Consider the following 25,214-nt stretch of genomic DNA (forward strand, 5'->3'; position numbering starts at 1 on the left):
ACATGAAAAAAATGCTGTCGATCGCCGCCGCAGCGGCCGCACTCGCCATGTCCGCCACGCCGGCGCTGGCGCTGCCAAGCACCAGCGACACCCGCATGCTGACCGAGCCCGCGCTGTCCGCGCGCCACCTGGCCTTTATCTATGCGGGCGATGTGTGGCTGGCCAACGCCGACGGCAGCGCGCCGCGCCGCCTCACGTCCGATCCGGGCGAGAAATCGAACCCGGTGTTTTCACCGGACGGGAAGCTGCTGGCCTACAGCGCGCAGGTCGATGGCAATACCGATGTGTATCTGCTGCCGATCGAAGGCGGCGTGCCGAAGCGGCTCACGTATCATCCGGGCGCCGATGTGGTGCAGGCCTTTACGCCGGACGGCAAGTCGGTGATGTTCACCTCGCCGCGCGCGGCCTTCAATAACCGCTTCCGCAAGCTGTTCACGGTGCCTGTGGGCGGCGGCGTGGAGACCGAGCTGGAAGTGCCGAACGCCGCCCGCGCGGCCTGGTCCCCGGATGGCAAGCAGATCGTCTATAACCCGTTCTCGCCGGCCTTCATGCAGTGGAAGCATTATCGCGGCGGCACCAACTCCATCCTGTGGTTGTTCAATCGCGGCGACAAATCGGTGCTCAGCATTCCGCAGCCGGCTGCGCATGCCAACGACGTCGATCCAATGTGGATAGGCGACACGGTCTACTTCCGCTCCGACCGCGACGGCGAGTTCAATCTGTACGCCTACGACGTCAAGACCAGGGCTGTGCGTGCGCTCACCAGGCACACCGATTTCCCGGTGCTGAATGCCGCGGCATCCGGCGGCGGCATCGTCTACGAGCAGGCGGGCTATCTGCACGCGCTGGACCTGGCCAGCGGCCAGGTGCGCAAGCTCACCATCGGCGTCAACAGCGACCTGGGCCTGTCGCGTCCGCGCTGGCTCAGCGGCGCCAAGTACATCCGCAACGCCTCGATCTCGCCCTCCGGCGCGCGCATCGCGTATGAGTTCCGCGGCGAGATCGTCACCATCCCCGCGGACAAGGGCGATGTGCGCAACCTGACGCAGACCCCGGCGGCGAATGAGCGTTCGCCGGCGTGGTCGCCCGATGGCCGGTCCGTCGCCTACTTCTCCGACGAATCCGGCGAATACGCGCTGCACATCCGCGCACAGGACGGCAAGAGCGAACCGCGCAAATTCAAGCTGACCGGCTCTGGCTTCTACGACAATCCGGTCTGGTCGCCGGACAGCAAGAAGATCGCCTACACGGACAACTCGTGGACGCTGTATGTGCTGGACGTGGCTTCCGGCGCGGTCAAGAAGATCGCCTCCGAGCCGCTGTACGGCGTGAACAAGACACTCAGGGCGGCATGGGCGCCGGACTCGCGCTGGATCGCCTACGCCTTGAATTCGATGACCTACACGCGCAGCGCCTACATCTACTCGCTGGAGCAGAATAAATCCTGGCCGGTGACGGACGGCTTGTCGGACGTGGTCAATCCAGTGTTCGACAAGAGTGGAAAGTACCTGTACTTCTTCGCCTCGACCAACGCGGGACCGAGCAACAATTGGTTCTCGCAACAGAACGAGGACAACCGCGTCACGCGCACCATCTGGATGGCGACGCTGCGGCGCGACCTGCCGTCGCCGCTGATCAAGGAGAGCGACGAGGAGAAGGGCGCGCCGGCGGCGCCGGCCGCCGACAAGAAAGAAGCCAAGGCGGACGCGCCGCCCAAGGTCGATCCGAAGACCGGCCGTGACGATCCGAAGGTGACGGTGGCGCCGGTCGCGCCGATCGCCATCGACTTCGAGGGCATCGACACCCGCATCGTCGACCTGCCGATACCTGCCGCATCGCTGTCCGACCTGGAGGCAGGGGAGGCGGGCCAGATCTTCTTCCTGCGCGAGAACGACGGCAAGAAAGCCATCCAGCGCTTCGACCTGAAGGACCGCAAGGCCGAGACGCTGCTGGCCGAAGTCGATGATTTTGAAGTCTCCGCCGACGGCAAGAAGCTGCTGTACCGCCTGAAGGAAGCCTGGGCGATGGGCAGCGCCGGCGCCAAGACGCTGACGCCGGGCGAAGGCAAGGTCAAGGTGGAAGCCATCGAAGTGCGCGCCGAGCCGCGCGCGGAGTGGGCGCAGATCTTCAACGAAGCCTGGCGCATCAACCGCGACTTCTTCTACGATCCGGGCATGCACGGCGCCGACTGGAACAAGATGCGCGCCAAGTACGCGCAGTTCCTGCCGGAGTTGTCCAGCCGCGCCGATTTGAATCGCCTGATCCAATGGCTGTGCAGTGAACTGGGCGTTGGCCACCATCGCGGCGGCGGCGGCGACTTCTTCACCGAGGGCAAAGCGGTGCCGGGCGGCCTGCTCGGCGCGGACTACGAGGTGAGCGAAGGCCGTTACCGCTTCAAGAAAGTCTACGGTGGCTTGAACTGGAACCCTGCGCTGCGCGCGCCGCTGACGGAGCCTGGCCTGAACGTCAAGGCCGGCGAGTACCTGCTGGCGGTGGACGGCCGCGCGCTGCTGGCGCCGACCAATCTGTACAGCGCTTTTGAAAACACCGCCAACAAAGCCATCGACATCACGGTCGGCCCCAACGCGGACGGCAGCAAGTCGCGCACCATCACCGTGGTGCCGGTGGCGAACGAAGACGCGCTGCGCAACCGCGACTGGATCGAAGGGAATATCCGCAAGGTCAACGCCGCCACCGGAGGCAAGGTCGCCTACGTCTACGTGCCGAATACGGCGACGCTGGGCCATACCTACTTCAAGCGCTATTTCTTCCCGCAGGCCGACAAGGACGCCGTCATCATCGACGAGCGTTTCAACGGCGGCGGCAGCGTCGCCGACTACTACCTGGAGATTTTGCAGAAGAAGGAAATCGCCTGGTGGACCATGCGCTACGGCGCCGACATGAAGACGCCATCGGCGTCGATCCAGGGCCCGCGCGCGATGCTGATCGACGAGACGGCCGGTTCCGGCGGCGACCTGTTGCCGTGGATGTTCCGCAAAAACCAAATGGGTCCGCTGATCGGCAAGCGTACCTGGGGTGGCCTGGTCGGCGTGCTCGGCTTCCCGACGTTGATGGACGGCGGGAGCATCACCGCGCCCAACCTGGCCTTCTGGACCCGCGACGGCGGCTGGGGCGTGGAGAACGAAGGCGTGGCGCCGGATATCGAGATCGACCAGAATCCTGCCGACGTCATCGCCGGCCGCGATCCGCAACTGGAAAAGGCGATTGAAGTGATCAAGGCCGAACTGGCGAAGAATCCGCCGGTGCGCCCGGTGCATCCGGCCTTCCCGATCAAGGCCAAGTAAGCATGGTGTTCGGAAGTGGACAGTTTCAACGTTCACTTCCGAACATCGGTGCTGGATACGGGCCGCCAAGGCGCTGAAAACCCCGTGGCATGGATGTTGCAATCCATAGAAATTTTCCCACCACGGACTGGAACCACATGAAGCTACGAGACTTTCGCATCGGCTGGCGCACCCTGATACAAGAACCGGCCTACACGCTGGCCTCGGTGCTGGGCCTCGGTGTGGGCCTTGGCGCGTGCGTGCTGCTGCTTGGGTTTGTGCGCTACTCGATGGAGTACGATACGCACGTGCCGGACGTGGACCAGGTCTACGTCGTCAAGCATCACTTCAATGTCGAGCCGTCGTCGCCCCTGTTCGACCTGGCGCCGATGTTCCTGCGCGAGACCGCGCTGAAGATACCGGGCGTGCTCGACGCCACCAGCTATATACCGGCGCGGCCGGAGATCACGCCGTTGACGGTGCGGGTAGACCGCAACCTGATGACGGTGCGCGGCCTGATCGTGCTGCCCGGCTTCCCATCGATGCTGGGACTACGCGCTCTGCAGGGCGACATGGCTACGGCGCTGGAGCGGCCCGACCGCTTTGTGATTACCGAAGCGGCCGCATTGCGCATGTTCGGCACGCGCAATGCGCTGGGCCGGACCATGGTGGCGGAAGGGAATAGCATGCAGGTCGGCGCCATCGTAGCGACACCGGCGGCCAACACGACGATACCGTTTGAAGTGCTGTTCGGCGTGAACGGGGCCGTGGTGGAAAGCGCCATCCGGCACGAGATGCTGACCGGCGAGAACGGCTGGATGACCAAGATGCTGCTGCGCCTGGGGCGCGGCGCCTCGCCGCCGGCCATCCTCGAACGCTTGCAGCAAGTGGTCGACAGCACGCCGAGTGTGAATCAATGGCCGCCGGAGATGCGCGAGCGGCTCGGCAAGCGCAAGGCGATTGAACTTGCGATATCGCCGCTGCGCGCCGCCTATTTCGACGACAAGGTGGAGAACAGCTTTATCGCGCTGCCGGGCGATCGCGCCAATCCGGGCATCGTGGCCGGCCTGGCGTTGCTGGCGATGCTGATCCTGCTGCTGGCCGCGATCAACTACGTCAACCTGACCACGGTGCGGGTGCTGCGGCGCCAGCGTGAAGTGGCGATGCGCAAGGTGCTGGGCGCCGGCGTACCGCAGATCATGCTGCAATTCCTGCTTGAATCGCTGCTGGTGGCGATGGTGGCCACCGCGCTCGGCCTGCTGCTGGCGTGGCTGGCGTTGCCTGCGTTCTCGCAGCTGGTCAACCGCCAGCTGGACGGCCTGTTCTCGCCGCAGAACATCGCGGCCGCCTTCGGCATCGGCGCGCTGCTCGGCGCCGCCACGGCGGCCTATCCCGCCTGGATCGCGCTGCGTGTGCATCCGACGCAGGTGCTGGCCGGGCGACCCGACACCGAATCGTACGGCAGCATGCAGTGGCGGCGCGCGCTGACGGTGGTGCAGATCGGCACGGCAATGGGCCTGGCCAGCGTGACCATCGCGGTGGCGTGGCAGACCGACTATGCGACGCATGCGTCGCCGGGTTTCGAACCGTCGCCGATGGTGATCGTCGACATGCCGGGACATGTCAGGGACCACGAGAAAGCGCGGCGCTTCGTCTCGGCATTGCAGGCGCAGCCCGGCGTGGCCGGCGTGGCGATTTCCGAAGACCCGGTGGGCCGGCTCAACTGGTCGTGGACGCGCGCGCTCAAGCGGCCCGGTGGCGTCGCCGCGTCGATGGAGATGAAAACGGTCAGCGCCAACTTCTTCGAACTGTACGGCATCGCGCCGGCGGCGGGGCGCCTGTTCCAGTCCGGCGTGGACAAGGACAACGATAAAACGGCGGTGGTGCTGAACGCCGTTGCCGCGCGCGAGCTGGGCTTCGCCAGCGCGGAGGAAGCGGTAGGGCAGTCCGTGATGTTCACCGGATTCGACAACGTGGTCAGCGCGGCGCGCATCGTCGGCATCGCCCCCGAACTGCGTTTCCACTCGTTGCGGGACCAGCCGCGCGCGACCGCCTATGAACTGCGGACGGAGGGGATGGCGCTCAGCGTGCGGGCATCGGGCGCGCCTGCCGACGTCGAGCGCGCCGCGCAAGCGCTGTGGCCCAGCTACTTCCCGGATGCGATACCGAAGATCTACCGCGCGGAGGACGTGCTGGCGGCGCACTACGCAGAGGATGCGCGCATGGCCAGGCTATTGGCGGTCGCCACCGGCATCGCGCTGGCGATCGCCGCCTTCGGCACCTACGTCCTGTCGGCCAACACGGTGCAGCGGCGCGCCAGGGAGATCGTGCTGCGCAAGCTGCACGGCGCGCGCCGCGCCGACATCGGCCTGCTGGTCGTGCGGGAAGTCGGCCTACTGATGCTGGCGTCGGCGGTGATCGGCCTGCCGGTGGCGGCGGTAGCGATCAACCGCTATCTCGCCAATTACGTCGAGCACGCGCCGATCGGCTACTGGACCTTGCTGTTCGCGCTATCGCTAACGCTGGGCATCGCCCTGATCGCCATCGCCCGCCACACCTGGATCGCGATGCGCATGCCCCCCGCCGACGTACTCCGCACATAGCACTCCGGGGTCAGGTCCAGAATCTGGACACAAGCACATCTGTAAGGCGTCTACGGAAGAGTACGTGTCCAGGTTTTGGACCTGACCCCGGAGTTTAGAGGGTGGTGATGGTTTTGAATTGGGTGGCGCGGCGGCGGGAGACTTCGATGGTCGGGCCGTCGCGCAAGACGAGGTCAAGGCCGCCGGCTTCGTTCGGCGTGACTTGCTCGACGTAGCCGAGGTTGACGATGTGGCGGCGGCTGGCGCGGAAGAAGTGCTGCGGGTCGAGCCGCTCTTCGAGTTGGTTCAGGGAGCGCAGCATCAGCGGCTGCTGCCGGTCGAAGTAGATGCGCGTGTAGTTGCCGTCCGATTCAAATAGCCTAATGTCCTGCAGGCCGACGAACCAGTAGCGCTCACCGTCCTTGATGAACAGCTTCCTGGCCGAGGTGGGCGCGACATAGGCCAGCGCGCGCTGGTGGCGCAGCGCGCAACGCTGCAGCGCGGCCGCCATGCGCGTGGCCTGGATCGGCTTTTGCAGGTAGTCGAGGGCATTGACTTCGAACGCCTGCAGCGCGTACTGGTCGAAGGCGGTGGTGAAGATCACTTCCGGCGCACCCTCCAGCGCGGCCAGCATGTCGAAGCCGCTGCCGCCCGGCATTTGCACGTCGAGGAAAATCAGGTCCGGCTTGAGCGCGGCGATCTGCTGCACGCCATCCGCTGCGTTGACCGCTTCGCCGACGATTTCCACTTCAGGATGCGCCGCCAGCAGGCGGCGCAGTTCCGCGCGCGCGAGGCGCTCGTCATCGATCAGTAGTACCCGCATCAAGCGGCCTCCGGCAAAGTCATGGTCGCGCGCACCCAGCCGCTGTTTTCAGTGAGGTCGAGATTGGCGTTGGCGCCCAATGCCAGCGCCAGCCGCTTGCGGGTGTTGACCAGCCCGACCTTGGTCGAATTCGCAAACGGCAGGATCGCGCCCAGGTTGGCGATCTCGATGTGGATCATGCCGTCGTCCATGCGCTGCGCACGGATGCGGATCTCGCTGCCGGTGGCGCTGGCTTCGACGCCATACTTGACGGCGTTTTCCACCAGCGTTTGCAAGGCCATCGGCGGAATGCGCACCTGTTCCAGGCCGACGCCGATGTCCACGCTGACACGCATGCGTTCCTCGAAGCGGATTTTTTCAATCGACAGGTAGGCTTGCACGGCTTCGATTTCCGCCGCCAGCGGCACGGTGTCGTGATGCCCCGATTGCAGCGCGTAGCGCATCACGCTGGCCAACTGGTCGATCATCTGTGCGGCGGCGGCCTGGTCTTCATACACCAGCGCGCGCACGCTGTTCATGCTGTTGAAGAAAAAATGCGGATTGACCTGCGCCTGCAAGGCGCGCAGCTCGGCGTCCTTGGCACTGATTTCCAGTCGCAGCGATTCCGCTTCCAGCCTGTTGGCGCGGCGCAGTGACAGCACCGCCATGTAAAAGATACTCCACACCAGGTAGATCGCCCACCAGGTCAGCAGTGCACTGGGCAGCCAGCCAGCGCCATGCACTTCGCCGAACGGTTTGAGGATCAGGAAGCCGGTGAGCTGCACGCCGGTCTGGATTACGCCCAGTGCCAGGATGGCGCACAGCATGAACTTCCAGTTCACGCGGACGCCGTTGTGGATGCGGCGCTTGAGCAGGCGGTGCCACTGATCGGAGACCAGCAGGCCGGTCACGCTGCCCCAGCAGGTGATCGCCAGGAAGCCCGAATGCTGCCAGGCGCCCATCGACAACGAGAAGATGAACAGGAAGCCCCAGCCGGCCAGTTGGAACGTCCAGTACCAGTTCATGCGCGCCAGCAGGGGAAGCTCGTTCTTCATGATGTGCTTAGTTCAAAAAGTTATCGATGCGATCATACATCCAAGTGGGAGGCCATGCTATCGGGCCGTCGATGCGCGGGCGACGGCTATTTGACGAACGGTTTTTTTGCCGTGATGAGCGGTTATTCCGTCGCGCCATTCTCGGCGCGCAGCTTGCGCCACAGCGTCGTGCGGCTGATGCCGAGGTAGTCCGCTGCGGCGTCGCGGCGGCCGCCGAAGCGGGCCAGCACGTCGCTGGCGCTTTCGGTGGAGGCCCTGGTGCCGCCCGGCTGCGGAGCCGGGGGCGGCAGGATCGCAGCGGAGTGCGCGACCAGCTCGGGCGCGACGCTGAGCACGAAGGCCGGCGTTAGCGCCTGTAGCGGTTCGGCTGCCAGGAACAGGGCCAGGCGCTCGGTCAGGTTGCGCAGCTCGCGCACATTGCCGGGCCAGTCGTAGCGCTGCAGCAGCGGCGCGCAGGCGGCCATTTCGGCGTGCAGGTTCGGATGCGGACGCGCGCCCAGCGAAGCCAGCGCATTCTTCAGCGACCATTCGGCCAGCGTCATGATGTCGTCCGGCCGCGCGCGCAGCGGCGGCAGCGATAGCCGCAGCACGGCCAGCCGGTAGAACAGGTCGGCGCGGAAGCGGCCTTCGCGCACGCGCTGCTCAAGATCGCAGTGCGTGGCGCTGATGATGCGCACACTGACGGGAATCGGCCGGGTGCCGCCCACGCGTACTACCTCGCGCTCTTCCAGCACGCGCAGCAAGCGCGTTTGCAGCGTCAGCGGCATTTCGCCGATTTCGTCGAGGAAGAGGGTGCCGCGATTGGCCGCTTCAAACAGGCCGGCGTGGCCGCCGCGCCGCGCGCCGGTAAAAGCGCCTTCCTCGTGACCGAACAGTTCCGACTCCAGCAGCGATTCCGCGATCGCACCGCAGTTGACGGCGACGAAAGGCCTGTTCTGCCCCAGGCTGCGCGGTGTCTCGCGATGAATCGCCTGCGCCACCAGCTCCTTGCCGCAGCCGGTCTCGCCTTGTATCAGCACGGTCGCCGGCGATTTCGCGTACAGCACCACGGACTGTCGCAGTGACTCCATCGCTTCGGACTCGCCACGCAGATCGTTGATGCCGTGCTTGGCACGTAGCGTGTCCGTCACCACGGCGCCGCGCGCGCGGCTGCGGTTCGATTCCAGCTGCGTCAGGCGCGCCATCTCCAGCGCATCGTCGAAGGCGTGGCGGATCGAGGCTGCCGAGTAGACGAATACGCCGGTCAATCCCGCTTCCTCGGCCAGGTCGGTAATCAGGCCGGCGCCGACGATGGCCTTGATGCCGGCCGCCTTCAGGTCGTTGATCTGCGCGCGCGCATCTTCTTCGGTCGCGTAGGTGCGCTGCGCGACATCGAAGCCGAAGGTGGCTGAGAACTCGGCCAGCTCCGCCAGCCGCTCCTGGTAGGTGATGATGCCGATGCGATCCGACACGCGGCGCGCGCGCGCCAACGCCTGCATCACGTCGAAGCCGCTGAACTTGGCGATCACCACCGGTACCGACAGCCGGCCTTTCAAATACGCGGCGTTGGAACCGGCGGCGATGACGGCGTCGCAGCGCTCGGTGGCCATGCGCTCGCGGATGTGGCGCGCCGCTTCGTCGAAGCCGAGGTTGATCGGTTCGATGGTGGCCAGGTCGTCGTATTCCAGCGTGATGTCGCGGAACAGGTCGTACAGGCGCGAGACTGAAACGGTCCAGATGACCGGTTTGTCGTTGGCGTCGAAGGGCAGGGGCGTGGAGTGGCGCATGTTTCAATTGTAGTTCATATGTTCCGATGTTTCAAAATGAAACAATAGTGAAACACATTGAAAACGTAAGTTATTGATTTATATAGTGTGACTGTCTGGCATGCCCCTTGCACTAAAGAGCCCAACTTCACCGCAACACTGAAAGGTCTTTAACATGAGTCAATACTCCGCAGGCGCCGCCTTCCGCAAAGCCGTCCAGGAAGAATCTCCGTTGCAGGTCGTCGGCGCGATCAACGCCAACCATGCGCTGCTGGCCAAGCGCGCCGGCTTCAAGGCGATCTACCTGTCGGGCGGCGGCGTGGCGGCGGGTTCGCTGGGCCTGCCGGACCTGGGCATCTCCAACCTGGACGACGTGCTGACCGACGTGCGCCGCATCACCGACGTCTGCGACCTGCCGCTGCTGGTCGACGTGGACACCGGTTTCGGCGCTTCCGCCTTCAATGTGGCGCGCACCGTCAAGTCGATGATCAAGTTCGGCGCGGCCGCGATGCATATCGAAGACCAGGTCGGCGCCAAGCGCTGCGGCCACCGTCCGGGCAAGGAGATCGTCACCAGGCAAGAGATGGTCGACCGCATCAGTGCCGCCGTCGATGCGCGCACCGACGATCAATTCGTGATCATGGCGCGCACCGATGCGCTGGCCGTGGAAGGACTGGACGCCGCCATCGAGCGCGCGGTCGCTTGCGTGGAAGCGGGCGCCGACATGATCTTCCCGGAAGCGATGATCAGTCTCGATATGTATAAAAAGTTCGCCGCCGCCGTCAAGGTGCCGGTGCTGGCCAACATCACCGAATTCGGTTCGACGCCGCTGTTCACCGTGGACGAGCTGCGCGGCGCGGATGTGGGCCTGGTGCTGTATCCGCTGTCGGCCTTCCGCGCCATGAACAAGGCGGCGGAAAACGTCTACGGCGCGATCCGCCGCGACGGCACCCAGCAGAACGTGGTCGATACCATGCAAACCCGCGCCGAGCTGTATGACCGCATCAACTATCACAGCTTCGAGCAGAAGCTGGATGCGCTGTTCGCCGCACAGAAAAAATAATTAACCACCATCGTCATTCCCGCCTGCGCGGGAATGACGGTCTCACTGGAGACTATAAATGACCGAAGCAACCTTCAAGCCAAAAAAATCCGTCGCCCTGTCCGGCGTCACCGCTGGCAATACCGCACTGTGCTCCGTCGGCAAGACGGGCAACGACCTGCACTATCGCGGCTACGACATCCTCGATGTCGCCGGCACCTGCGAGTTCGAAGAAATCGCCTTCCTGCTGGTGCACGGCAAACTGCCTAACGCCGCCGAGCTGAAAGGCTACAAGAACAAGCTGAAATCGCTGCGTGGCCTGCCTGCCTCGCTGAAGGCCGCATTGGAAGCGCTGCCTGCCTCCGCCCACCCGATGGACGTGATGCGCACCGGCGTTTCGGTGCTGGGCTGCACGCTGCCGGAAAAGGACGACCACAACGTGCCGGGCGCGCGCGACATCGCCGACCGCCTGATGGCGTCCTTCGGCTCGATGCTGCTGTACTGGTACCACTTCAGCCATAACGGCAAGCGCATCGACGTCGAAACCGACGACGACTCCATCGGCGGCCACTTCCTGCATCTGCTGCACGGCGAGAAGCCGTCCGAGAGCTGGGTGCAGGCGATGCACACTTCGTTGATCCTGTATGCGGAACACGAGTTCAACGCCTCGACCTTCACCAGCCGCGTCATCGCCGGCACCGGGTCGGACATTCACTCCGCCATCACCGGCGCGATCGGCGCGCTGCGCGGTCCCAAGCACGGCGGCGCCAACGAATTCGCCTTCGAGATCCAGAAGCGCTACGAGAACGCCGACGAAGCCGAAGCGGACATCCGCAACCGCGTGGCCAACAAGGAAGTGGTGATCGGCTTCGGTCATCCGGTGTACACCATCTCCGACCCGCGCAACGTGGTCATCAAGGAAGTGGCGCGCAAGCTGTCCAAGGAAGCCGGTTCGATGAAGATGTTCGACATCGCCGAGCGCCTCGAAACCGTCATGTGGGACATCAAGAAGATGTTCCCGAACCTGGACTGGTTCTCGGCCGTGTCCTATCACATGATGGGCGTGCCGACCGCGATGTTCACGCCGCTGTTCGTCATCTCGCGCACCTCAGGCTGGGCCGCGCACATCATCGAGCAGCGCATCGACAACAAGATCATCCGTCCAAGCGCCAACTACGTCGGCCCTGAAGACCTGAAATTCGTCCCGATCAAGGACCGTCAATAATGAACACCCAATTCCGCAAGCCCTTGCCGGGCACCCAGCTAGACTACTTCGACGCGCGCGCCGCTGTCGACGCGATCCAGCCAGGCGCCTGGTCCAAGCTGCCGTACACTTCGCGTGTTCTGGCAGAAAACCTGGTGCGCCGCTGCGATCCGGCGACGCTCAATGCCTCGCTGTCGCAGCTGATCGAGCGCAAGCGCGACCTGGACTTTCCCTGGTTCCCTGCGCGCGTGGTGTGCCACGACATCCTGGGCCAGACCGCGCTGGTCGACCTGGCCGGCCTGCGCGACGCCATCGCGCTGCAAGGCGGCGACCCGGCGCTGGTCAATCCCGTGGTGCCGACGCAGCTGGTGGTCGACCACTCGCTGGCGGTGGAATGCGGCGGCTTCGATCCCGATGCCTTCGACAAGAACCGCGCAATCGAAGACCGCCGTAACGAAGACCGCTTCGATTTCATCAACTGGACCAAGAAGGCGTTCAAGAACGTTGACGTGATCCCGCCGGGTAACGGCATCCTGCACCAGATCAACCTGGAGCGCATGTCGCCGGTGATCCAGGCAGTGGACGGCGTGGCTTTTCCCGATACGCTGGTCGGCACCGATTCGCACACGCCGATGGTCGATGCGCTGGGCGTGATCGCCATCGGCGTCGGCGGCCTGGAAGCGGAGAGCGTGATGCTGGGTCGCGCGTCGTGGATGCGCCTGCCGGACATCATCGGCGTCGAGCTGACCGGCAAGCCGCAGCCGGGCATCACGGCCACCGATACGGTGCTGGCGCTGACCGAGTTCCTGCGCAAGCAGAAGGTGGTGTCGTCGTACCTGGAGTTCTTCGGCGAGGGTGCGTCGCACCTGACCTTGGGCGACCGCGCGACCATCTCCAACATGGCGCCGGAGTACGGCTCCACCGCCGCGATGTTCTACATCGACGGGCAAACCATCAAGTACCTGAAGCTGACCGGCCGCGATGATGCGCTGGTCAAGCTGGTCGAGACCTATGCGAAGGAAACCGGCCTGTGGGCCGATGCGCTGCAGACCGCCGAGTACGAGCGCGTGCTGAAGTTCGACCTGTCGTCGGTGGTGCGCACCATCGCCGGCCCGTCGAACCCGCACAACCGCGTGCCGACCTCCGAGCTGGCCGCGCGCGGCATTAGCGGCGTAGTGGAAAACGAGCCGGGCCTGATGCCTGATGGCGCGGTCATCATCGCCGCCATCACCAGCTGCACCAACACCAACAACCCGCGCAATATGGTCGCCGCCGGCCTGCTGGCGCGTAACGCCAACGCGCGCGGCCTGACCCGCAAACCTTGGGTGAAAAGCTCGCTGGCGCCCGGTTCCAAGACCGTGACGCTGTATCTGGAAGAAGCGGGCCTGATGCCCGAGCTGGAACAGTTGGGCTTCGGCGTGGTGGCTTACGCCTGCACCACCTGCAACGGCATGTCCGGTGCGCTGGATCCGGTGATCCAGAAGGAAGTGATCGACCGCGACCTGTACGCGACCGCCGTCTTGTCCGGCAACCGCAACTTCGACGGCCGCATCCACCCGTATGCCAAGCAGGCCTTCCTGGCGTCGCCACCGCTGGTGGTGGCTTACGCCATCGCCGGCACGATCCGCTTCGATATCGAGAAGGATGTGCTGGGCCATGACGCCAACGGCCAGCCGGTCACGCTGAAAGACATCTGGCCGACGGACGAAGAGATCGACGCGCTGGTCGCGTCGAGCGTCAAGCCGGCGCAGTACAACAAGGTCTACATCCCGATGTTCGCCAGGCAGGCCGACGATGGCCTGAAAGTCAGCCCGCTGTACGACTGGCGTCCGCAGACCACCTACATCCGCCGTCCGCCGTACTGGGAGGGCGCATTGGCCGGTGCGCGTCCACTGAAGGGCATGCGTCCGCTGGCGGTGCTGGGCGATAACATCACCACCGACCACCTGTCGCCATCGAACGCGATCATGCTGAACAGCGCGGCCGGCGAGTACCTGGCGAAAATGGGGCTGCCGGAGGAGGACTTCAATTCCTACGCCACGCACCGCGGCGACCACCTGACTGCGCAACGCGCCACCTTCGCCAATCCGACGCTGAAGAACGAGATGGTGCGCGACGCCGACGGCAAGGTCAAAGCCGGTTCGCTGGCGCGCGTCGAGCCGGAAGGCAAAGTTACGCGCATGTGGGAAGCCATCGAGACCTACATGGAGCGCAAGCAGCCGCTGATCGTGATCGCCGGGGCCGACTATGGCCAGGGCTCGTCGCGTGACTGGGCGGCCAAGGGCGTGCGCCTGGCGGGGGTGGAAGCCATCGTGGCCGAAGGCTTCGAGCGTATCCACCGCACCAACCTGGTCGGCATGGGTGTGCTGCCGCTGGAGTTCCTGCCGGGCGTGAACCGGTTGACGCTGGCGCTGGACGGCACCGAGACCTATGACGTGATCGGCGAACGCACGCCGCGCTCGACGCTGACGCTGGTGGTCAATCGCAAGAACGGCGAGCGCATCGAGGTGCCGGTGACCTGCCGCCTCGATACGGCGGAAGAAGTGTCCATTTATGAGGCGGGCGGCGTTCTGCAACGCTTCGCGCAGGATTTCCTCGAATCGGCTAAAGCAGCTTAACCACGTCATTCCCGCTTGCGCGGGAGCGACGGTGACGGATGAATATCATGGCTCATAAACCGCAAATCAAAATCCCCGCCACGTATATGCGTGGCGGCACCAGCAAGGGCGTGTTCTTCCGCCTGCAGGATCTGCCGCAAGCGGCGCAGCAGCCGGGCTCCGCGCGCGACGCGCTGTTGCTGCGCGTGATCGGCAGCCCGGACCCGTACGGCAAGCAGATCGACGGCATGGGCGGCGCGACCTCCAGTACCAGCAAGGCGGTGATCCTGTCGAAGAGCAGCAGGCCGGATCACGACGTCGACTACCTGTTCGGCCAGGTCTCCATCGACAAGGCCTTCGTCGACTGGAGCGGCAACTGCGGCAACCTGTCTGCGGCGGTCGGCGCCTTCGCCATCGGCGGCGGGCTGGTGGACGCGGCGCGCGTTCCGCAGGACGGCGTCGCCGTGGTGCGCGTGTGGCAGGCCAATATCGGCAAGACCATCATCGCCCATGTCCCGATGATCAACGGCGAAGTGCAGGAGACCGGCGACTTTGAACTCGACGGCGTCACCTTCCCGGCGGCCGAAGTCGTGCTGGAGTTTATGGACCCGGCGGCGGAGGAAGAGGGCGGCGGAGGCGCGATGTTCCCGACCGGCCAGCTGGTCGACGAGCTGGAAGTCCCAGGCGTCGGCACGCTGAAGGCGACCATGATCAACGCCGGCATCCCGACCATCTTCGTCAACGCGGAGGATATCGGTTACACCGGCACCGAGCTGCAGGACGCCATCAACAGCGATCCGAAGGCGCTGGCGCGCTTCGAGCTGATACGCGCGCACGGCGCGCTGCGCATGGGACTGATCTCGCATATCGACGACGCGGCCACGCGCCAGCACACGCCGAAGGTGGCGTTTGTCGCCAAGCCGGCGCCGTACACATCGTCCGCAGGCAAAGAGGTTGGCGCCACCGACGTCGACCTGCTGGTGCGTGCCATGTCGATGGGGAAGCTGCACCATGCAATGATGGGTACGGCGGCCGTGGCCATCGGCACGGCGGCGGCGATACCCGGCACGCTGGTCAACCTGGCGGCGGGCGGCGGTGCGCGCGATGCGGTGCGCTTCGGCCATCCGTCGGGCACCTTGCGGGTCGGCGCGCAGGCGACGCAGCAGAACGGCGAGTGGAGCGTGACAAAAGCGGTAATGAGCCGCAGCGCGCGCGTATTGATGGAAGGCTGGGTACGCGTACCCGGCGATACGTTCTAAGATACCTACAACGGAGGAGACATGAATTACGCTGATTTCTATCAGCGCTCTATCGTCGCGCCTGAACAATTCTGGCAAGACGAAGCTGCGCTCATCGACTGGAACACGCCTTACACGCAAGTGCTGGACTATTCACATCCTCCGTTCGCCAAATGGTTCGTCGGCGGACAGACCAATCTGTGCCACAACGCGGTCGACCGCTGGTGCGCCACGCAGGGCGACCAGCCGGCGCTGATCGCCATCTCCACCGAGACCAACACGGAGCGCAGCTACTCCTTCAACGAACTGCGGGCCGAGGTGGAGCGCTGCGCGGCGATGATGCTGGCGCTGGGCGTCACGCGCGGCGACCGCGTGCTGATCTACATGCCGATGATCGCCGAAGCGGCTTTCGCCATGCTGGCCTGCGCGCGCATCGGCGCGATTCATTCCGTGGTGTTCGGCGGCTTTGCGGCCAACAGCCTGGCCACCCGCATCGACGACGCCAAGCCGGTGCTGATCGTCTCGGCCGATGCCGGTTCGCGCAACGGCAAGCCGATTCCCTACAAACCGCTGCTGGACGAGGCGATCTCGCTGTCCACCGCCAAGCCGGCGCATGTGCTGCTGGTCGATCGCGGCCTGGCCGCCATGCACCGCGTGGAAGGCCGCGACGTGGACTACGCCGGCCTGCGCGCCGCGCATCTCGATGCGCGCGTGCCGGTGACCTGGCTGGAATCGAACGATCCGTCCTACATCCTCTACACCTCCGGCACCACCGGCAAGCCGAAGGGCGTGCAGCGCGACGTCGGCGGCTACGCGGTGGCGCTGGCGTCGTCGATGAAGTACAACTTCTGCGCCAAGGCCGGCGAGACCTTCTTCGCCACCTCGGACATCGGCTGGGTGGTCGGCCATTCCTACATCGTCTATGGACCGCTGATCGCCGGCATGGCGACCATCATGTACGAAGGCCTGCCGATCTGCCCGGACCCCGGCATCTGGTGGAGCATCGTCGCCAGGCACCAGGTGACGCGCATGTTCTCGGCGCCGACGGCGATCCGCGTGCTGCGCAAGCAGCCGCCGGAATTCATGCGCAAGCACGACCTGTCCTCGCTACGCGCGCTGTACCTGGCCGGCGAGCCGCTGGATGAAACCACCTCGCAATGGATCGCGACGGAACTGGGCGTGCCCATCATCGACAACTACTGGCAGACCGAAACCGGCTGGCCCATCCTGTCCATCGCCAAGGGCGTCGAGGACCTGCCGACGCGCCTGGGCAGTCCCGGCGTGGCGATGTACGGCTACAAGGTCAGGCTGCTCAACGAATCCACCGGCGAGGAGTGCGCCGCCAACGAGAAGGGCGTGGTGGTGATCGACGGCCCGCTGCCGCCGGGCTGCATGCAGACCGTGTACGGCGACGACCAGCGTTTCGTCGATACCTACTGGTCCACCTTCAGCGGCCAGCAGGTGTATTCGACCTTCGACTGGGGCGTGCGCGATGCGGACGGCTATTACTTCATCCTCGGCCGCACCGACGACGTGATCAATGTCTCCGGCCACCGGCTCGGCACGCGCGAGATCGAGGAGTCCATCTCCAGCCACCCCAACGTGTCGGAAGTGGCGGTGGTGGGCGTGGCGGACCAGGTCAGGACCCAGCTGGCGGTGGCTTTCGCCATCGTCAAGGATGCGTCGCGTATCGAGACCGGCGAAGGCCGCGCGGCGCTGGAGCGCGAGATCATGGGCGTGGTCGACCGCCAACTGGGCGCGGTGGCGCGGCCGAGTCGCGTGTACTTCGTGCAGCAACTGCCGAAGACGCGCTCCGGCAAGCTGCTGCGCCGCTCGATCCAGGCCATCTGCGAGGGCCGCAATCCGGGCGACCTGACGGCGATCGAAGACCCGGCATCGCTACAGCAAATTCGAAGCGCCTTGCAATCATGAATATGTAAATCGCGCCGGTTTTTAGGGTAATGTCGTTTTTAAGGGCATCTCCCGGCAACAGAATGGCATATGGACCCAATGTGGTTTATCATCTGCCAACTATGCTGCCGAAAAGTAACGGGCAAGGTGGCATCTTCACTAGGTGCCATTGGTGTACATGACTCGAGTTTCGACTAATCCGGATTTCGTAGCCGATGCGCTGGCGCTGGTCGGCGTGCCGGCCTGCGCCTGCGGCAACGACGGCGTGGTGCTGGCAACCAATGCGGAACTGGTGGCCTTGCTTGGTTTCGATCCCTGCGGCCGCGCCGTGGCCGACCTGTTCGCGCGCCATGTGCGCGCCGCCAGCGTCGATCAGCTCAACAACACCGGCGCCGGCCAGCGCTGGGACAGCTGCCTGACCTGCGCCAGCGGCCAGTACCTGTCGGTGCAGGCCTGGGTCAAGCCGCTGCCGGCCGGCGGGATGACGGAAGGCGTCACCATCGTTTTCCACGACACCACCGAAGTCCAGCGCGACCAGCGCGCGCTGCGCAAGACGCTGCTGGAGCAGCAGGCGATCCTGGAAAACGCCGCCGTCGGCATCCTGTTCACCAAGGACGGCGTGATCCAGGAGTGCAATATCCGCTGCGCCGAGATGATGGGCTACAGCCGCCAGGAACTGGAGGGCGCGCCCAGCGTCATCTTCTATCCGAGCGAGGCCGACTTCATCAAGCTGGGGCGCGAGGCCGGGCCGCCGCTGTCGCAGGGCCTGTCCTTCATGACGGAAGTGCAGTTGCGCCGCAAGGACGGTTCGCTGTTCTGGGCGCGCGCGTTCGCCCGCGCGATCGATCCTATCCATACCACCGAGGGCACGGTATGGATCATGGAGGACATCAACGAGCACCGCATCGACGAGGAAAAGCTGCGCCGCGCGCTGCTGGAGATGCAGGCCATCATGGACAACGCGCCGCTGGCGATCGGCTTCCAGCGCGATAACCGCATCCTGCGCTACAACCAGCGCTTCGCCGAGACGTTCGGCTTCAGCGAGGACAGCGGCATCGGCCAGCTGACGTCCATGCTGTATCCGTCGCAGGAGGCGTTCGAGGCGGTGGTGAAGAAGGCCCGCCCGCTGCTCGCGCGCGGCAAGCCGTACCAGGCCGAGATGGAAATGCGCCGCGAGGACGGCTCGACTTTCTGGGCGCATGCCTTCGGCTACGTGATCAATCCCGGCCGCACGCAGCAGGACACGATCTGGATCTTCGATGACCGCAGCGAGCAGAAACAGCATGAAGAGGAAACCCGCCAGTTGCTGCTGCAGCAAAAGGCGATCCTCGACAACGCCTCGGTCGGCATCCTGTTCAGCAAATCGCAGGTCATGTTGAGCTGTAATCCGCGCATGGCCGAGATGTTCGGCTACACCGGCGACGAGATGGTGGGACTGCACGCGTCCACCGTGTTCCCGTCGCCCGAGGTGTACGAGGAGTTCGGCCGCGAGGCGGCGCCGCTGCTGGGCACAGGCCAGCCGTTCGAGCGCAAGGAGTACGAGTTCAAACGCAAGGACGGCAGCCTGTTCTGGTGCCGCGTGCGCGCCAAGGCGGTGGACGACGCGCACAGCGAAGGCGGCACCATCTGGATCCTGGAGGACGTGACGAACACGCGCCAGACGCAGATGGAGGTCGAGGCCATCATGACCAACGCCTCGATGAGCATCCTGTTCACCAAGAACCGCGTCATCACGCGCTACAACCGCGGCTTTGCCGAGATGTTCCGCTACGACGCCGATTCGGGCCTCGGCCTGCCGGGCCGCGCGCTGTATCCGTCGCAGGAATCCTACGACAGGCTGGGCGCGGAAGCCTATCCCTTCCTCTCGATCGGCAAGCCGTTCCAGACCGAGATCGAGATGCGCCGCGCCGACGACACGCGCATGTGGGCGCAGCTGATCGGCTACGTGGTCAATCCGGACGACCCTAGCCAGGGCACGATCTGGGTGATCGAGGACCGCACCGAGCAAAAGCAGGCCGAGGAAGCGCTGCGCAACGCGCTGCTGGAGAACCAGGCCATCCTCGACAGCGCGGTGCTGGGCATCTCGGTGGTGGAGAACGGCCGCAACCTGCGCTGCAACACCAAGATGGAAGAGCTGTTCGGCTACCAGCCGGGCGAGATGAATCACCTCAGCGTGCAGGCCTTCTACGCCGACAAGGATGCGTGGCAGACGGCGCGTGCCGAGACCGCGCGCGACTTCCACGCCGGCCGCGTCAACGTTTCCGAGTACGAGCTGGTGCGCAAGGACGGCACCACCTTCTGGGCGCGCCTGTCGGGCCGGCCGTTCGACCTGGCGCGGGCCACCGGCCGCTCGGTATGGCTGGTGGACGACATCACCGTGCGGCGCGAGGCGGCCGAAGCGGTCAGCCGCGCGCGCGACGAACTGGAAGTGCGGGTGCTGGAACGCACCGCCGAACTGGCCGGCGCCAATGCGCTGCTGCAGGGCGAGATCGTCGAGCGCCGCCAGGCCGAGGCGCGCGTGCATCACATGGCCTATCACGACAGCCTGACCGGCCTGCCGAACCGCGCGCTGCTGTCGGACCGGCTGGACCGCGCGATGCTGGCGGCGCAGCGTTCCGAGCGTCATCTGGCGGTGATGTTCATCGACCTCGATCGCTTCAAGACCATCAACGATTCGCTGGGCCACATGACGGGCGACCAGCTGCTGAAGGAAGTGGCGGCGCGCCTGTGCCGCGCGGTGCGCGCCAGCGATACCGTGGCGCGCCTGGGCGGCGACGAGTTCGTGGTGCTGGTGCCCGGCATCCGTTCGGTGGACGAGGCCAGCCACGTGGCCGAGAAGATCATCGAGGCGCTGTCGGAGAGCTTCCCGCTGGAGGGCCGCAACCTGCACATCACGCCGTCGATCGGCATCTGCGTGTATCCGGACGATGGGGCCGACGTCGAGACGCTGATGCGCCACGCCGACGCCGCGATGTACCACGCCAAGGCCAGCGGCAGGAACAATTACCAGTTCTTCAGGGAGGCGATGAACCAGACGGCGGCGCGCCACTTCGAGCTGGAGTCCAGCCTGCGCAGCGCGCTGACGCTGGACGAATTCGAGCTGCACTTCCAGCCCATCATGGACATCGGCACGCGCCGCCTGCATACGATGGAGGTGCTGCTGCGCTGGCGCCACGGCGGCGAGCTGGTGATGCCGGATTCCTTCATCCCGATCATCGAGGAGAACGGCCTGATCGTGCCGATCGGCGAGTGGGTGATACGCGCGGCCTGCGTGCAGAGCATGACCTGGCAGCGCCAGGGCATGACGCCGGTGCCGCTGGCGGTGAACCTGTCGCCGCGCCAGTTCATGCACCGCGGCCTGATCGAATCGATACGCGGTATCCTCGACGAGACGGGCATCGATCCGTCGCTGATCGAATTCGAGATCACGGAGACGGCGCTGATGCAGCACGGCGAACAGACGCTGGATATTCTCGGCCAGATCAACGCGATGGGCATCCGCCTGTCGATCGACGATTTCGGCACCGGCTATTCGTCGCTGGCCTACCTGAAGCGCTTCCCGGTCAAGAAGATCAAGATCGACCGCGCCTTCATCAAGGAGCTGGAGCAAAGCACGGAAGACCAGGCGATCGTCGCGGCGATCATCGCGTTGTCGGACAGCCTGCAGCTGTCGGTGGTGGCGGAGGGGGTGGAGACGGAAGGGCAGTACGCGCTATTGCAGCGCCATGGCTGCCAGTATGCGCAGGGTTATCTGTTCTCGCAGCCGGTGCCGCATGCGACGGCCCAGCTGCTGCTGCCACGTTCCTAGTCCAGGGTGGCGACCACCGGCGCGTGGTCGGACGGCTGCTCCCACTTGCGCGGCGCGCGGTCGATCACGCAGGCGCTGCAGCGCTGCACCAGCGCCGGCGACAGCAGGATGTGGTCGATGCGCAGTCCCTTGTTCAGGCGGAAGCCCAGCGCGCGGTAATCCCACCAGCTGAACGATTTCTCCGGCTGTTCGAACAGGCGGTAGGAATCGGTCAGGCCGATGTCCAGCAGGCGCTGGAGCGCGGCGCGCTCCTTGTCCGACACCAGCACCTGGCCCTCCCACGCGGCCGGGTCGTGGACGTCGCGGTCTTCCGGCGCGATGTTGTAGTCGCCGAGCACCGCCAGCTGCGGGTGCAGCGCCGCTTCTTCCTTGATCCAATCGTGGAAGGCGGCCAGCCAGCCCAATTTATATTCGTATTTATCGGAATCGATGCTCTGTCCGTTCGGCACGTAGGCGCACACCACGCGCACGCCGTCGATGGTGGCGGCGAGGATGCGCTGCTGCGGATCTTCATACTTGGGGTTGTTCTTGACCACGTCCGCGATCGGCAGCCGGGAGAGGATGGCGACGCCGTTATAGGTCTTCTGGCCGGTGTAGGCGACGTGGTAGCCGGCGGCCTCGATGGCGGCCAGAGGAAACTTGTCATCCGTCAATTTTGTTTCTTGAATACATAGCACATCGGTGGGGTTCTCCTCTAGCCATTTCATAACGTGCGGCAGTCTTACGTTCAGTGAGTTAACATTCCATGTGGCTAATTTCATGATGCTGAGGTTCCTTGCGGGTTCGGTGGGGGCGGTGCGCCCTGCATGACTTGCATCTTACCGCAACTTGATTTAACACATGGGCTTGTTAAATAAGCGATTTTTATAAAAAAACATGGAAAACCCCTTCGCGTGCGCGCCTGGAGGCCCTAAAATGTTGCAAAATGTGTGAAATCGAAAAAAAATTGCCAATCCTGTCTCCTTGTTGTCAAAATAGAACTGGAACACAAGACAAGATAAGCAAAAGAGAAATATACTGATACACATTAAGTGGAAAACTTGTGTTTCCGTTTGGCAACCAACGACAGCAAAAAACCGCGTATATTTATGTGTTGTAGTGACGCAATAAATGGTACTATACGGAAATTACTTGTAGTTTTAACAGTGAATTGCGCGTAGCGCATTTGCAAAGGAATCGAAAAATGCGAACTGCATTTGAGGCATGGGCACAGCGGGACGGACACATCGTTCGCCGCCGTGAAGATAAGCCAGAAGAGTATCTGGTCTTTGAAACGCAACGCCGCTGGGTCATCTGGCAAGCGGCGCTGGAACATGGCAAAACGCCGGGCGGCCGCAAGACCGCCGCGCAGAAGGAGGCGGCAGCCGCTGAGAAGCGTGCGGTCGCGGCCTTGCAGCGTGCGCCTGCGATCAATTCCGATGAAGCCGCCGTGCGCAACCAGGTGCTGAACGAAGTGCTGGACGCGTTTTCCACCCTGGGCGGTGAGCGCGGCATGGACGATATCCTGAAAGTCGTACAGGGCTTGAAGAAGAAACAGGACGAGCAGGCGGAAGAACGTCGCGTGGCCGAAGTAGCGGTCCGCCACAATGCCTGATGCGGTTTGACCGATGCAGCAGCGTTTCAAGCATTACAAGGGCGGCCTCTACGAACTGGTGTGCGAGGCCACCCTTGAATCGGACCTGAGCACCGTGATCGTGTATCGCGCCGCCAACGGTACCATCTGGTGCCGGCCGAAAGACGTGTTTTTTGAAGTAATCGAAGTCGATGGCGTCAAAGTGCAACGCTTTACGCCGCTTGATTGATCGAATAGAAGCCCTCGCGGGCTGCTACACTGGTCTGTATCTTTATTCCTGAGGCAGACCATGATTCTCCGCCCCGCTGCAGCGGCAGCCGCGCTGCTGGCCGTTCTCGCCTTGGCCGGCTGCGCTTCCCTGACTGAATCCACCCAACAAAGCGTGCTGGTGCAAACCGTGCTCGAGCATCGCGAGATCGCCGGTGTCGGCTGCGTGCTGTACAACGACGTCGGCAAATGGTTCGTGACCACGCCGGGACGGGTGACGCTGCGCAAGAGCGCCAGCCCGCTGCGCATCGATTGCCAGAAGGAAGACAAGGGCTGGGCCTATGAGAAGGTCGACTCCAAGGCCGACGGCAACCTGTGGGGCAATGTGGTGCTGACGGCGGGCGTGGGCTATTTCATCGACAAGAACACCGGGGCCGGCTACGACTATCCGGCCACGCTGGTGGTGGTGATGCATCCGGCCAAGGACAAGGAAGAAGGGCCGCCGCCGGCCGCCGGCGTGACCCTGTACTGATTAACTGCGGTTGATCAGGAAGTTCGACAGCAGCGGGACCGGACGGCCGGTCGCACCTTTCGCGCCGCCCGATTTCCAGGCGGTGCCGGCGATGTCCAGGTGCGCCCAGGTGTACTTGCGGGTGAAGTTTTCCAGGAAGGCGGCCGCGGTGCACGACGCGCCGCCCGGCGTGCCGATGTTGGCCAGGTCGGCGAAGTTGGACTTCAGCTGCTCGTTGTACTCCTCGCCGATCGGCAGGCGCCATGCGGTGTCGCTGGCGTTCTTGCCGGCGGCCAGGATCTCGTCGGCCAGCTTGTTGTGGGCCTCGTCGTCGCGCGTGAACAGGCCGCTCTTGTGGTGGCCCAGGGCGACGATGCAGGCGCCGGTCAGCGTGGCGATGTCGATCACGGCGGCCGGGTTGAAGCGCTCGGCGTAGGTCAGCGCGTCGCACAGGATCAGGCGGCCTTCGGCGTCGGTGTTCAGGATCTCGATGGTCAGGCCGTTCATCGAGGTGACGATGTCGCCCGGCTTGGTGGCGCGGCCGGACGGCATGTTCTCGCACGAAGCGATCACGCCGATCACGTTCAGCTTCAGATTCATTTCGCCGATGGCGCGGAAGGTGCCCAGCACCGACGCCGCACCGCCCATGTCGTACTTCATCTCGTCCATGCCGGGACCGGCCTTCAGCGAGATGCCGCCGGTGTCGAAGGTGATGCCTTTACCGACCAGCACCACCGGCGCATCCTTGGCCTTGCCGCCCATGTGCTTGATGATGATGAACTTCGGCGGCTGGTCGCTGCCGTTGGTGACCGACAGGAAGCTGTTCATCTTCAGCGCTTCCAGCTGCTTGCGGTCCAGCACTTCGACGTCGAACTTGTAGTCCTTGCCCAGCTTCTTGGCGGTGTTGGCCAGGTAGGTCGGGGTGCAGACGTTCGGCGACAGGTTGCCCAGTTCCTTGGTCAGGTCCATGCCGTTGGCGATCGCCACCGACTGCGCCAGCGCCAGCTTGGCGGCGGCGGTGTTCGGCACGGCCAGGGCGATTTTCTTCACGCCGGCGGGCGCCGGGTCTTTCTTGCTTTTCTGGCCGTCGGTGCGGAACACGCCTTCGTGCGCGCTTTGCACCACGCTGCGGATCGCCCAATTGACATCGCGCTCTTTCACTTCGGTCATCGGCAATGCGATAATAGCGTCGCTCGTGCCCAGGGCGGAGAAAGCCTTCAGCGCGGCGGTGACGCCGCTGGAGAAGCTTTTTTCGCTGACGGCTTCGTCGTTGCCCAGGCCGACCAGCAGCACGCGTTCGGCGCTGGCGCCCTTGACGCCGCGCAGCAGCAGGGTGGTGCCGGCTTTGCCGGTAATGTCGCCGGACTTGAGCGCAGCCGTGATTTCACCGGAGCCGTCCAGCGCCTTGGCGGCCTGGGACAGCTTCTTGTTCTCAAAGACCGCGACGGCGACAACGCCGGTTTTGGCCGAGGCGATGGTGTTTTTTGTGTCGAATGCTTTTATGCTAAAGTCCATTTGATTCTCCGTGTCGTGTACGAATTGCCAGCCGTTGTGGCCTGATAGGCCGGGCCATTTCTTCAACGTGATTAAACTTGTGGCCCTGTGACGGGCCCTTAACTACCGAATTATAAACTTCGAATGATCTTTCAACGCGC

Annotated in this window: 16 protein-coding genes; 11 read left to right on the top strand and 5 right to left on the bottom strand. The window is 64.4% G+C overall.

Annotated elements, in window-relative coordinates:
* Window positions 1–2 precede the first annotated feature (2 nt).
* Entirely contained in the window at window positions 3–3,305 is a 3,303-nt protein-coding gene (locus ACEN9F_RS27605) for a S41 family peptidase (RefSeq protein ID WP_413425343.1), read from the top strand.
* A gap of 137 nt (window positions 3,306–3,442) precedes the next feature.
* Complete coding sequence (locus ACEN9F_RS27610) at window positions 3,443–5,887, top strand: FtsX-like permease family protein (RefSeq protein WP_413425345.1); 2,445 nt, start codon at window positions 3,443–3,445, stop codon at window positions 5,885–5,887.
* A 94-nt stretch (window positions 5,888–5,981) separates the two neighbouring features.
* Here ACEN9F_RS27610 and ACEN9F_RS27615 read toward each other — a convergent pair whose 3' ends face one another.
* The 3 genes from ACEN9F_RS27615 to prpR form a co-directional block, all read right to left on the bottom strand.
* Window positions 5,982–6,689, bottom strand: coding sequence for a LytR/AlgR family response regulator transcription factor (locus tag ACEN9F_RS27615; RefSeq protein WP_413425347.1), 708 nt, complete (start codon window positions 6,687–6,689; stop codon window positions 5,982–5,984).
* Window positions 6,689–7,723: a sensor histidine kinase gene (locus ACEN9F_RS27620; RefSeq protein ID WP_413425348.1), complete on the bottom strand. Its 1,035-nt coding sequence runs from the start codon at window positions 7,721–7,723 to the stop codon at window positions 6,689–6,691. Before ACEN9F_RS27620 ends, ACEN9F_RS27615 begins: the two co-directional genes overlap by 1 nt.
* A gap of 122 nt (window positions 7,724–7,845) precedes the next feature.
* The gene (prpR, locus tag ACEN9F_RS27625) at window positions 7,846–9,489 is read right to left on the bottom strand and encodes a propionate catabolism operon regulatory protein PrpR (RefSeq protein WP_413425350.1); all 1,644 of its coding nucleotides are present in this window, start codon (window positions 9,487–9,489) and stop codon (window positions 7,846–7,848) included.
* A gap of 154 nt (window positions 9,490–9,643) precedes the next feature.
* Here prpR and prpB point away from each other — a divergent pair, with 154 nt between their 5' ends.
* The 6 genes from prpB (at window position 9,644) to ACEN9F_RS27655 (ending at window position 21,268) form a co-directional block, all read left to right on the top strand.
* Window positions 9,644–10,531, top strand: a complete 888-nt coding sequence (prpB, locus tag ACEN9F_RS27630; RefSeq protein WP_413425352.1) for a methylisocitrate lyase — start codon at window positions 9,644–9,646, stop codon at window positions 10,529–10,531.
* Between the two features lie 58 nt (window positions 10,532–10,589).
* A complete protein-coding gene (gene prpC / locus ACEN9F_RS27635) occupies window positions 10,590–11,735 on the top strand; it encodes a 2-methylcitrate synthase (protein WP_413425353.1) in 1,146 nt (381 codons plus the stop codon).
* Window positions 11,735–14,332 carry a Fe/S-dependent 2-methylisocitrate dehydratase AcnD gene (gene acnD, locus ACEN9F_RS27640; protein WP_413425355.1) on the top strand — a complete coding sequence of 866 codons (2,598 nt, stop codon included), beginning with the start codon at window positions 11,735–11,737 and terminating at the stop codon, window positions 14,330–14,332. The genes prpC and acnD overlap by 1 nt, the downstream gene beginning before the upstream one ends.
* A gap of 47 nt (window positions 14,333–14,379) precedes the next feature.
* Complete coding sequence (gene prpF, locus ACEN9F_RS27645; RefSeq protein WP_413425357.1) at window positions 14,380–15,570, top strand: 2-methylaconitate cis-trans isomerase PrpF; 1,191 nt, start codon at window positions 14,380–14,382, stop codon at window positions 15,568–15,570.
* Window positions 15,571–15,591: 21 nt separating this feature from the next.
* Window positions 15,592–17,481, top strand: a complete 1,890-nt coding sequence (locus ACEN9F_RS27650) for a propionate--CoA ligase (protein WP_413425359.1) — start codon at window positions 15,592–15,594, stop codon at window positions 17,479–17,481.
* Window positions 17,482–17,638: 157 nt separating this feature from the next.
* On the top strand, window positions 17,639–21,268 hold the full coding sequence (locus tag ACEN9F_RS27655) for an EAL domain-containing protein (RefSeq protein WP_413425361.1): 3,630 nt from the start codon (window positions 17,639–17,641) through the stop codon (window positions 21,266–21,268).
* On the opposite strand, the gene xth is transcribed toward ACEN9F_RS27655, so the two are convergent.
* Window positions 21,265–22,029 carry an exodeoxyribonuclease III gene (gene xth, locus ACEN9F_RS27660; protein WP_413425363.1) on the bottom strand — a complete coding sequence of 255 codons (765 nt, stop codon included), beginning with the start codon at window positions 22,027–22,029 and terminating at the stop codon, window positions 21,265–21,267. The two genes, ACEN9F_RS27655 and xth, sit on opposite strands and share 4 nt — an antisense overlap.
* Window positions 22,030–22,451: 422 nt before the next feature.
* On the opposite strand from xth, the gene ACEN9F_RS27665 reads away from it, so the two are divergent.
* From ACEN9F_RS27665 to ACEN9F_RS27675, 3 genes are read left to right on the top strand one after another with little or no spacing between them, the layout of a single operon-like run.
* Window positions 22,452–22,862, top strand: coding sequence for a hypothetical protein (locus ACEN9F_RS27665; RefSeq protein WP_413425365.1), 411 nt, complete (start codon window positions 22,452–22,454; stop codon window positions 22,860–22,862).
* A gap of 13 nt (window positions 22,863–22,875) precedes the next feature.
* Window positions 22,876–23,070, top strand: coding sequence for a DUF1653 domain-containing protein (locus ACEN9F_RS27670; protein ID WP_413425367.1), 195 nt, complete (start codon window positions 22,876–22,878; stop codon window positions 23,068–23,070).
* 60 nt (window positions 23,071–23,130) lie between these two features.
* Window positions 23,131–23,580, top strand: coding sequence for a hypothetical protein (locus ACEN9F_RS27675; protein WP_413425369.1), 450 nt, complete (start codon window positions 23,131–23,133; stop codon window positions 23,578–23,580).
* Here the strand turns inward: ACEN9F_RS27675 and ACEN9F_RS27680 are convergent, their stop codons facing one another.
* The gene (locus ACEN9F_RS27680; RefSeq protein WP_413425371.1) at window positions 23,581–25,074 is read right to left on the bottom strand and encodes a leucyl aminopeptidase; all 1,494 of its coding nucleotides are present in this window, start codon (window positions 25,072–25,074) and stop codon (window positions 23,581–23,583) included.
* Window positions 25,075–25,214: the final 140 nt, after the last annotated feature.

The organism is Duganella sp. CT11-25 (genome assembly GCF_047302815.1).
Lineage (GTDB): Bacteria > Pseudomonadota > Gammaproteobacteria > Burkholderiales > Burkholderiaceae_D > Rugamonas.

Bases quoted from the DNA above. Each gene is read 5' to 3' on its own strand.
- ACEN9F_RS27605 (WP_413425343.1), top strand. From the start codon at position 3: ATGAAAAAAATGCTGTCGATCGCCGCCGCAGCGGCCGCACTCGCCATG.
- ACEN9F_RS27610 (WP_413425345.1), top strand. From the start codon at position 3,443: ATGAAGCTACGAGACTTTCGCATCGGCTGGCGCACCCTGATACAAGAA.
- ACEN9F_RS27615 (WP_413425347.1), bottom strand. From the start codon at position 6,689: ATGCGGGTACTACTGATCGATGACGAGCGCCTCGCGCGCGCGGAACTG.
- ACEN9F_RS27620 (WP_413425348.1), bottom strand. From the start codon at position 7,723: ATGAAGAACGAGCTTCCCCTGCTGGCGCGCATGAACTGGTACTGGACG.
- prpR (WP_413425350.1), bottom strand. From the start codon at position 9,489: ATGCGCCACTCCACGCCCCTGCCCTTCGACGCCAACGACAAACCGGTC.
- prpB (WP_413425352.1), top strand. From the start codon at position 9,644: ATGAGTCAATACTCCGCAGGCGCCGCCTTCCGCAAAGCCGTCCAGGAA.
- prpC (WP_413425353.1), top strand. From the start codon at position 10,590: ATGACCGAAGCAACCTTCAAGCCAAAAAAATCCGTCGCCCTGTCCGGC.
- acnD (WP_413425355.1), top strand. From the start codon at position 11,735: ATGAACACCCAATTCCGCAAGCCCTTGCCGGGCACCCAGCTAGACTAC.
- prpF (WP_413425357.1), top strand. From the start codon at position 14,380: ATGGCTCATAAACCGCAAATCAAAATCCCCGCCACGTATATGCGTGGC.
- ACEN9F_RS27650 (WP_413425359.1), top strand. From the start codon at position 15,592: ATGAATTACGCTGATTTCTATCAGCGCTCTATCGTCGCGCCTGAACAA.
- ACEN9F_RS27655 (WP_413425361.1), top strand. From the start codon at position 17,639: ATGACTCGAGTTTCGACTAATCCGGATTTCGTAGCCGATGCGCTGGCG.
- xth (WP_413425363.1), bottom strand. From the start codon at position 22,029: ATGAAATTAGCCACATGGAATGTTAACTCACTGAACGTAAGACTGCCG.
- ACEN9F_RS27665 (WP_413425365.1), top strand. From the start codon at position 22,452: ATGCGAACTGCATTTGAGGCATGGGCACAGCGGGACGGACACATCGTT.
- ACEN9F_RS27670 (WP_413425367.1), top strand. From the start codon at position 22,876: ATGCAGCAGCGTTTCAAGCATTACAAGGGCGGCCTCTACGAACTGGTG.
- ACEN9F_RS27675 (WP_413425369.1), top strand. From the start codon at position 23,131: ATGATTCTCCGCCCCGCTGCAGCGGCAGCCGCGCTGCTGGCCGTTCTC.
- ACEN9F_RS27680 (WP_413425371.1), bottom strand. From the start codon at position 25,074: ATGGACTTTAGCATAAAAGCATTCGACACAAAAAACACCATCGCCTCG.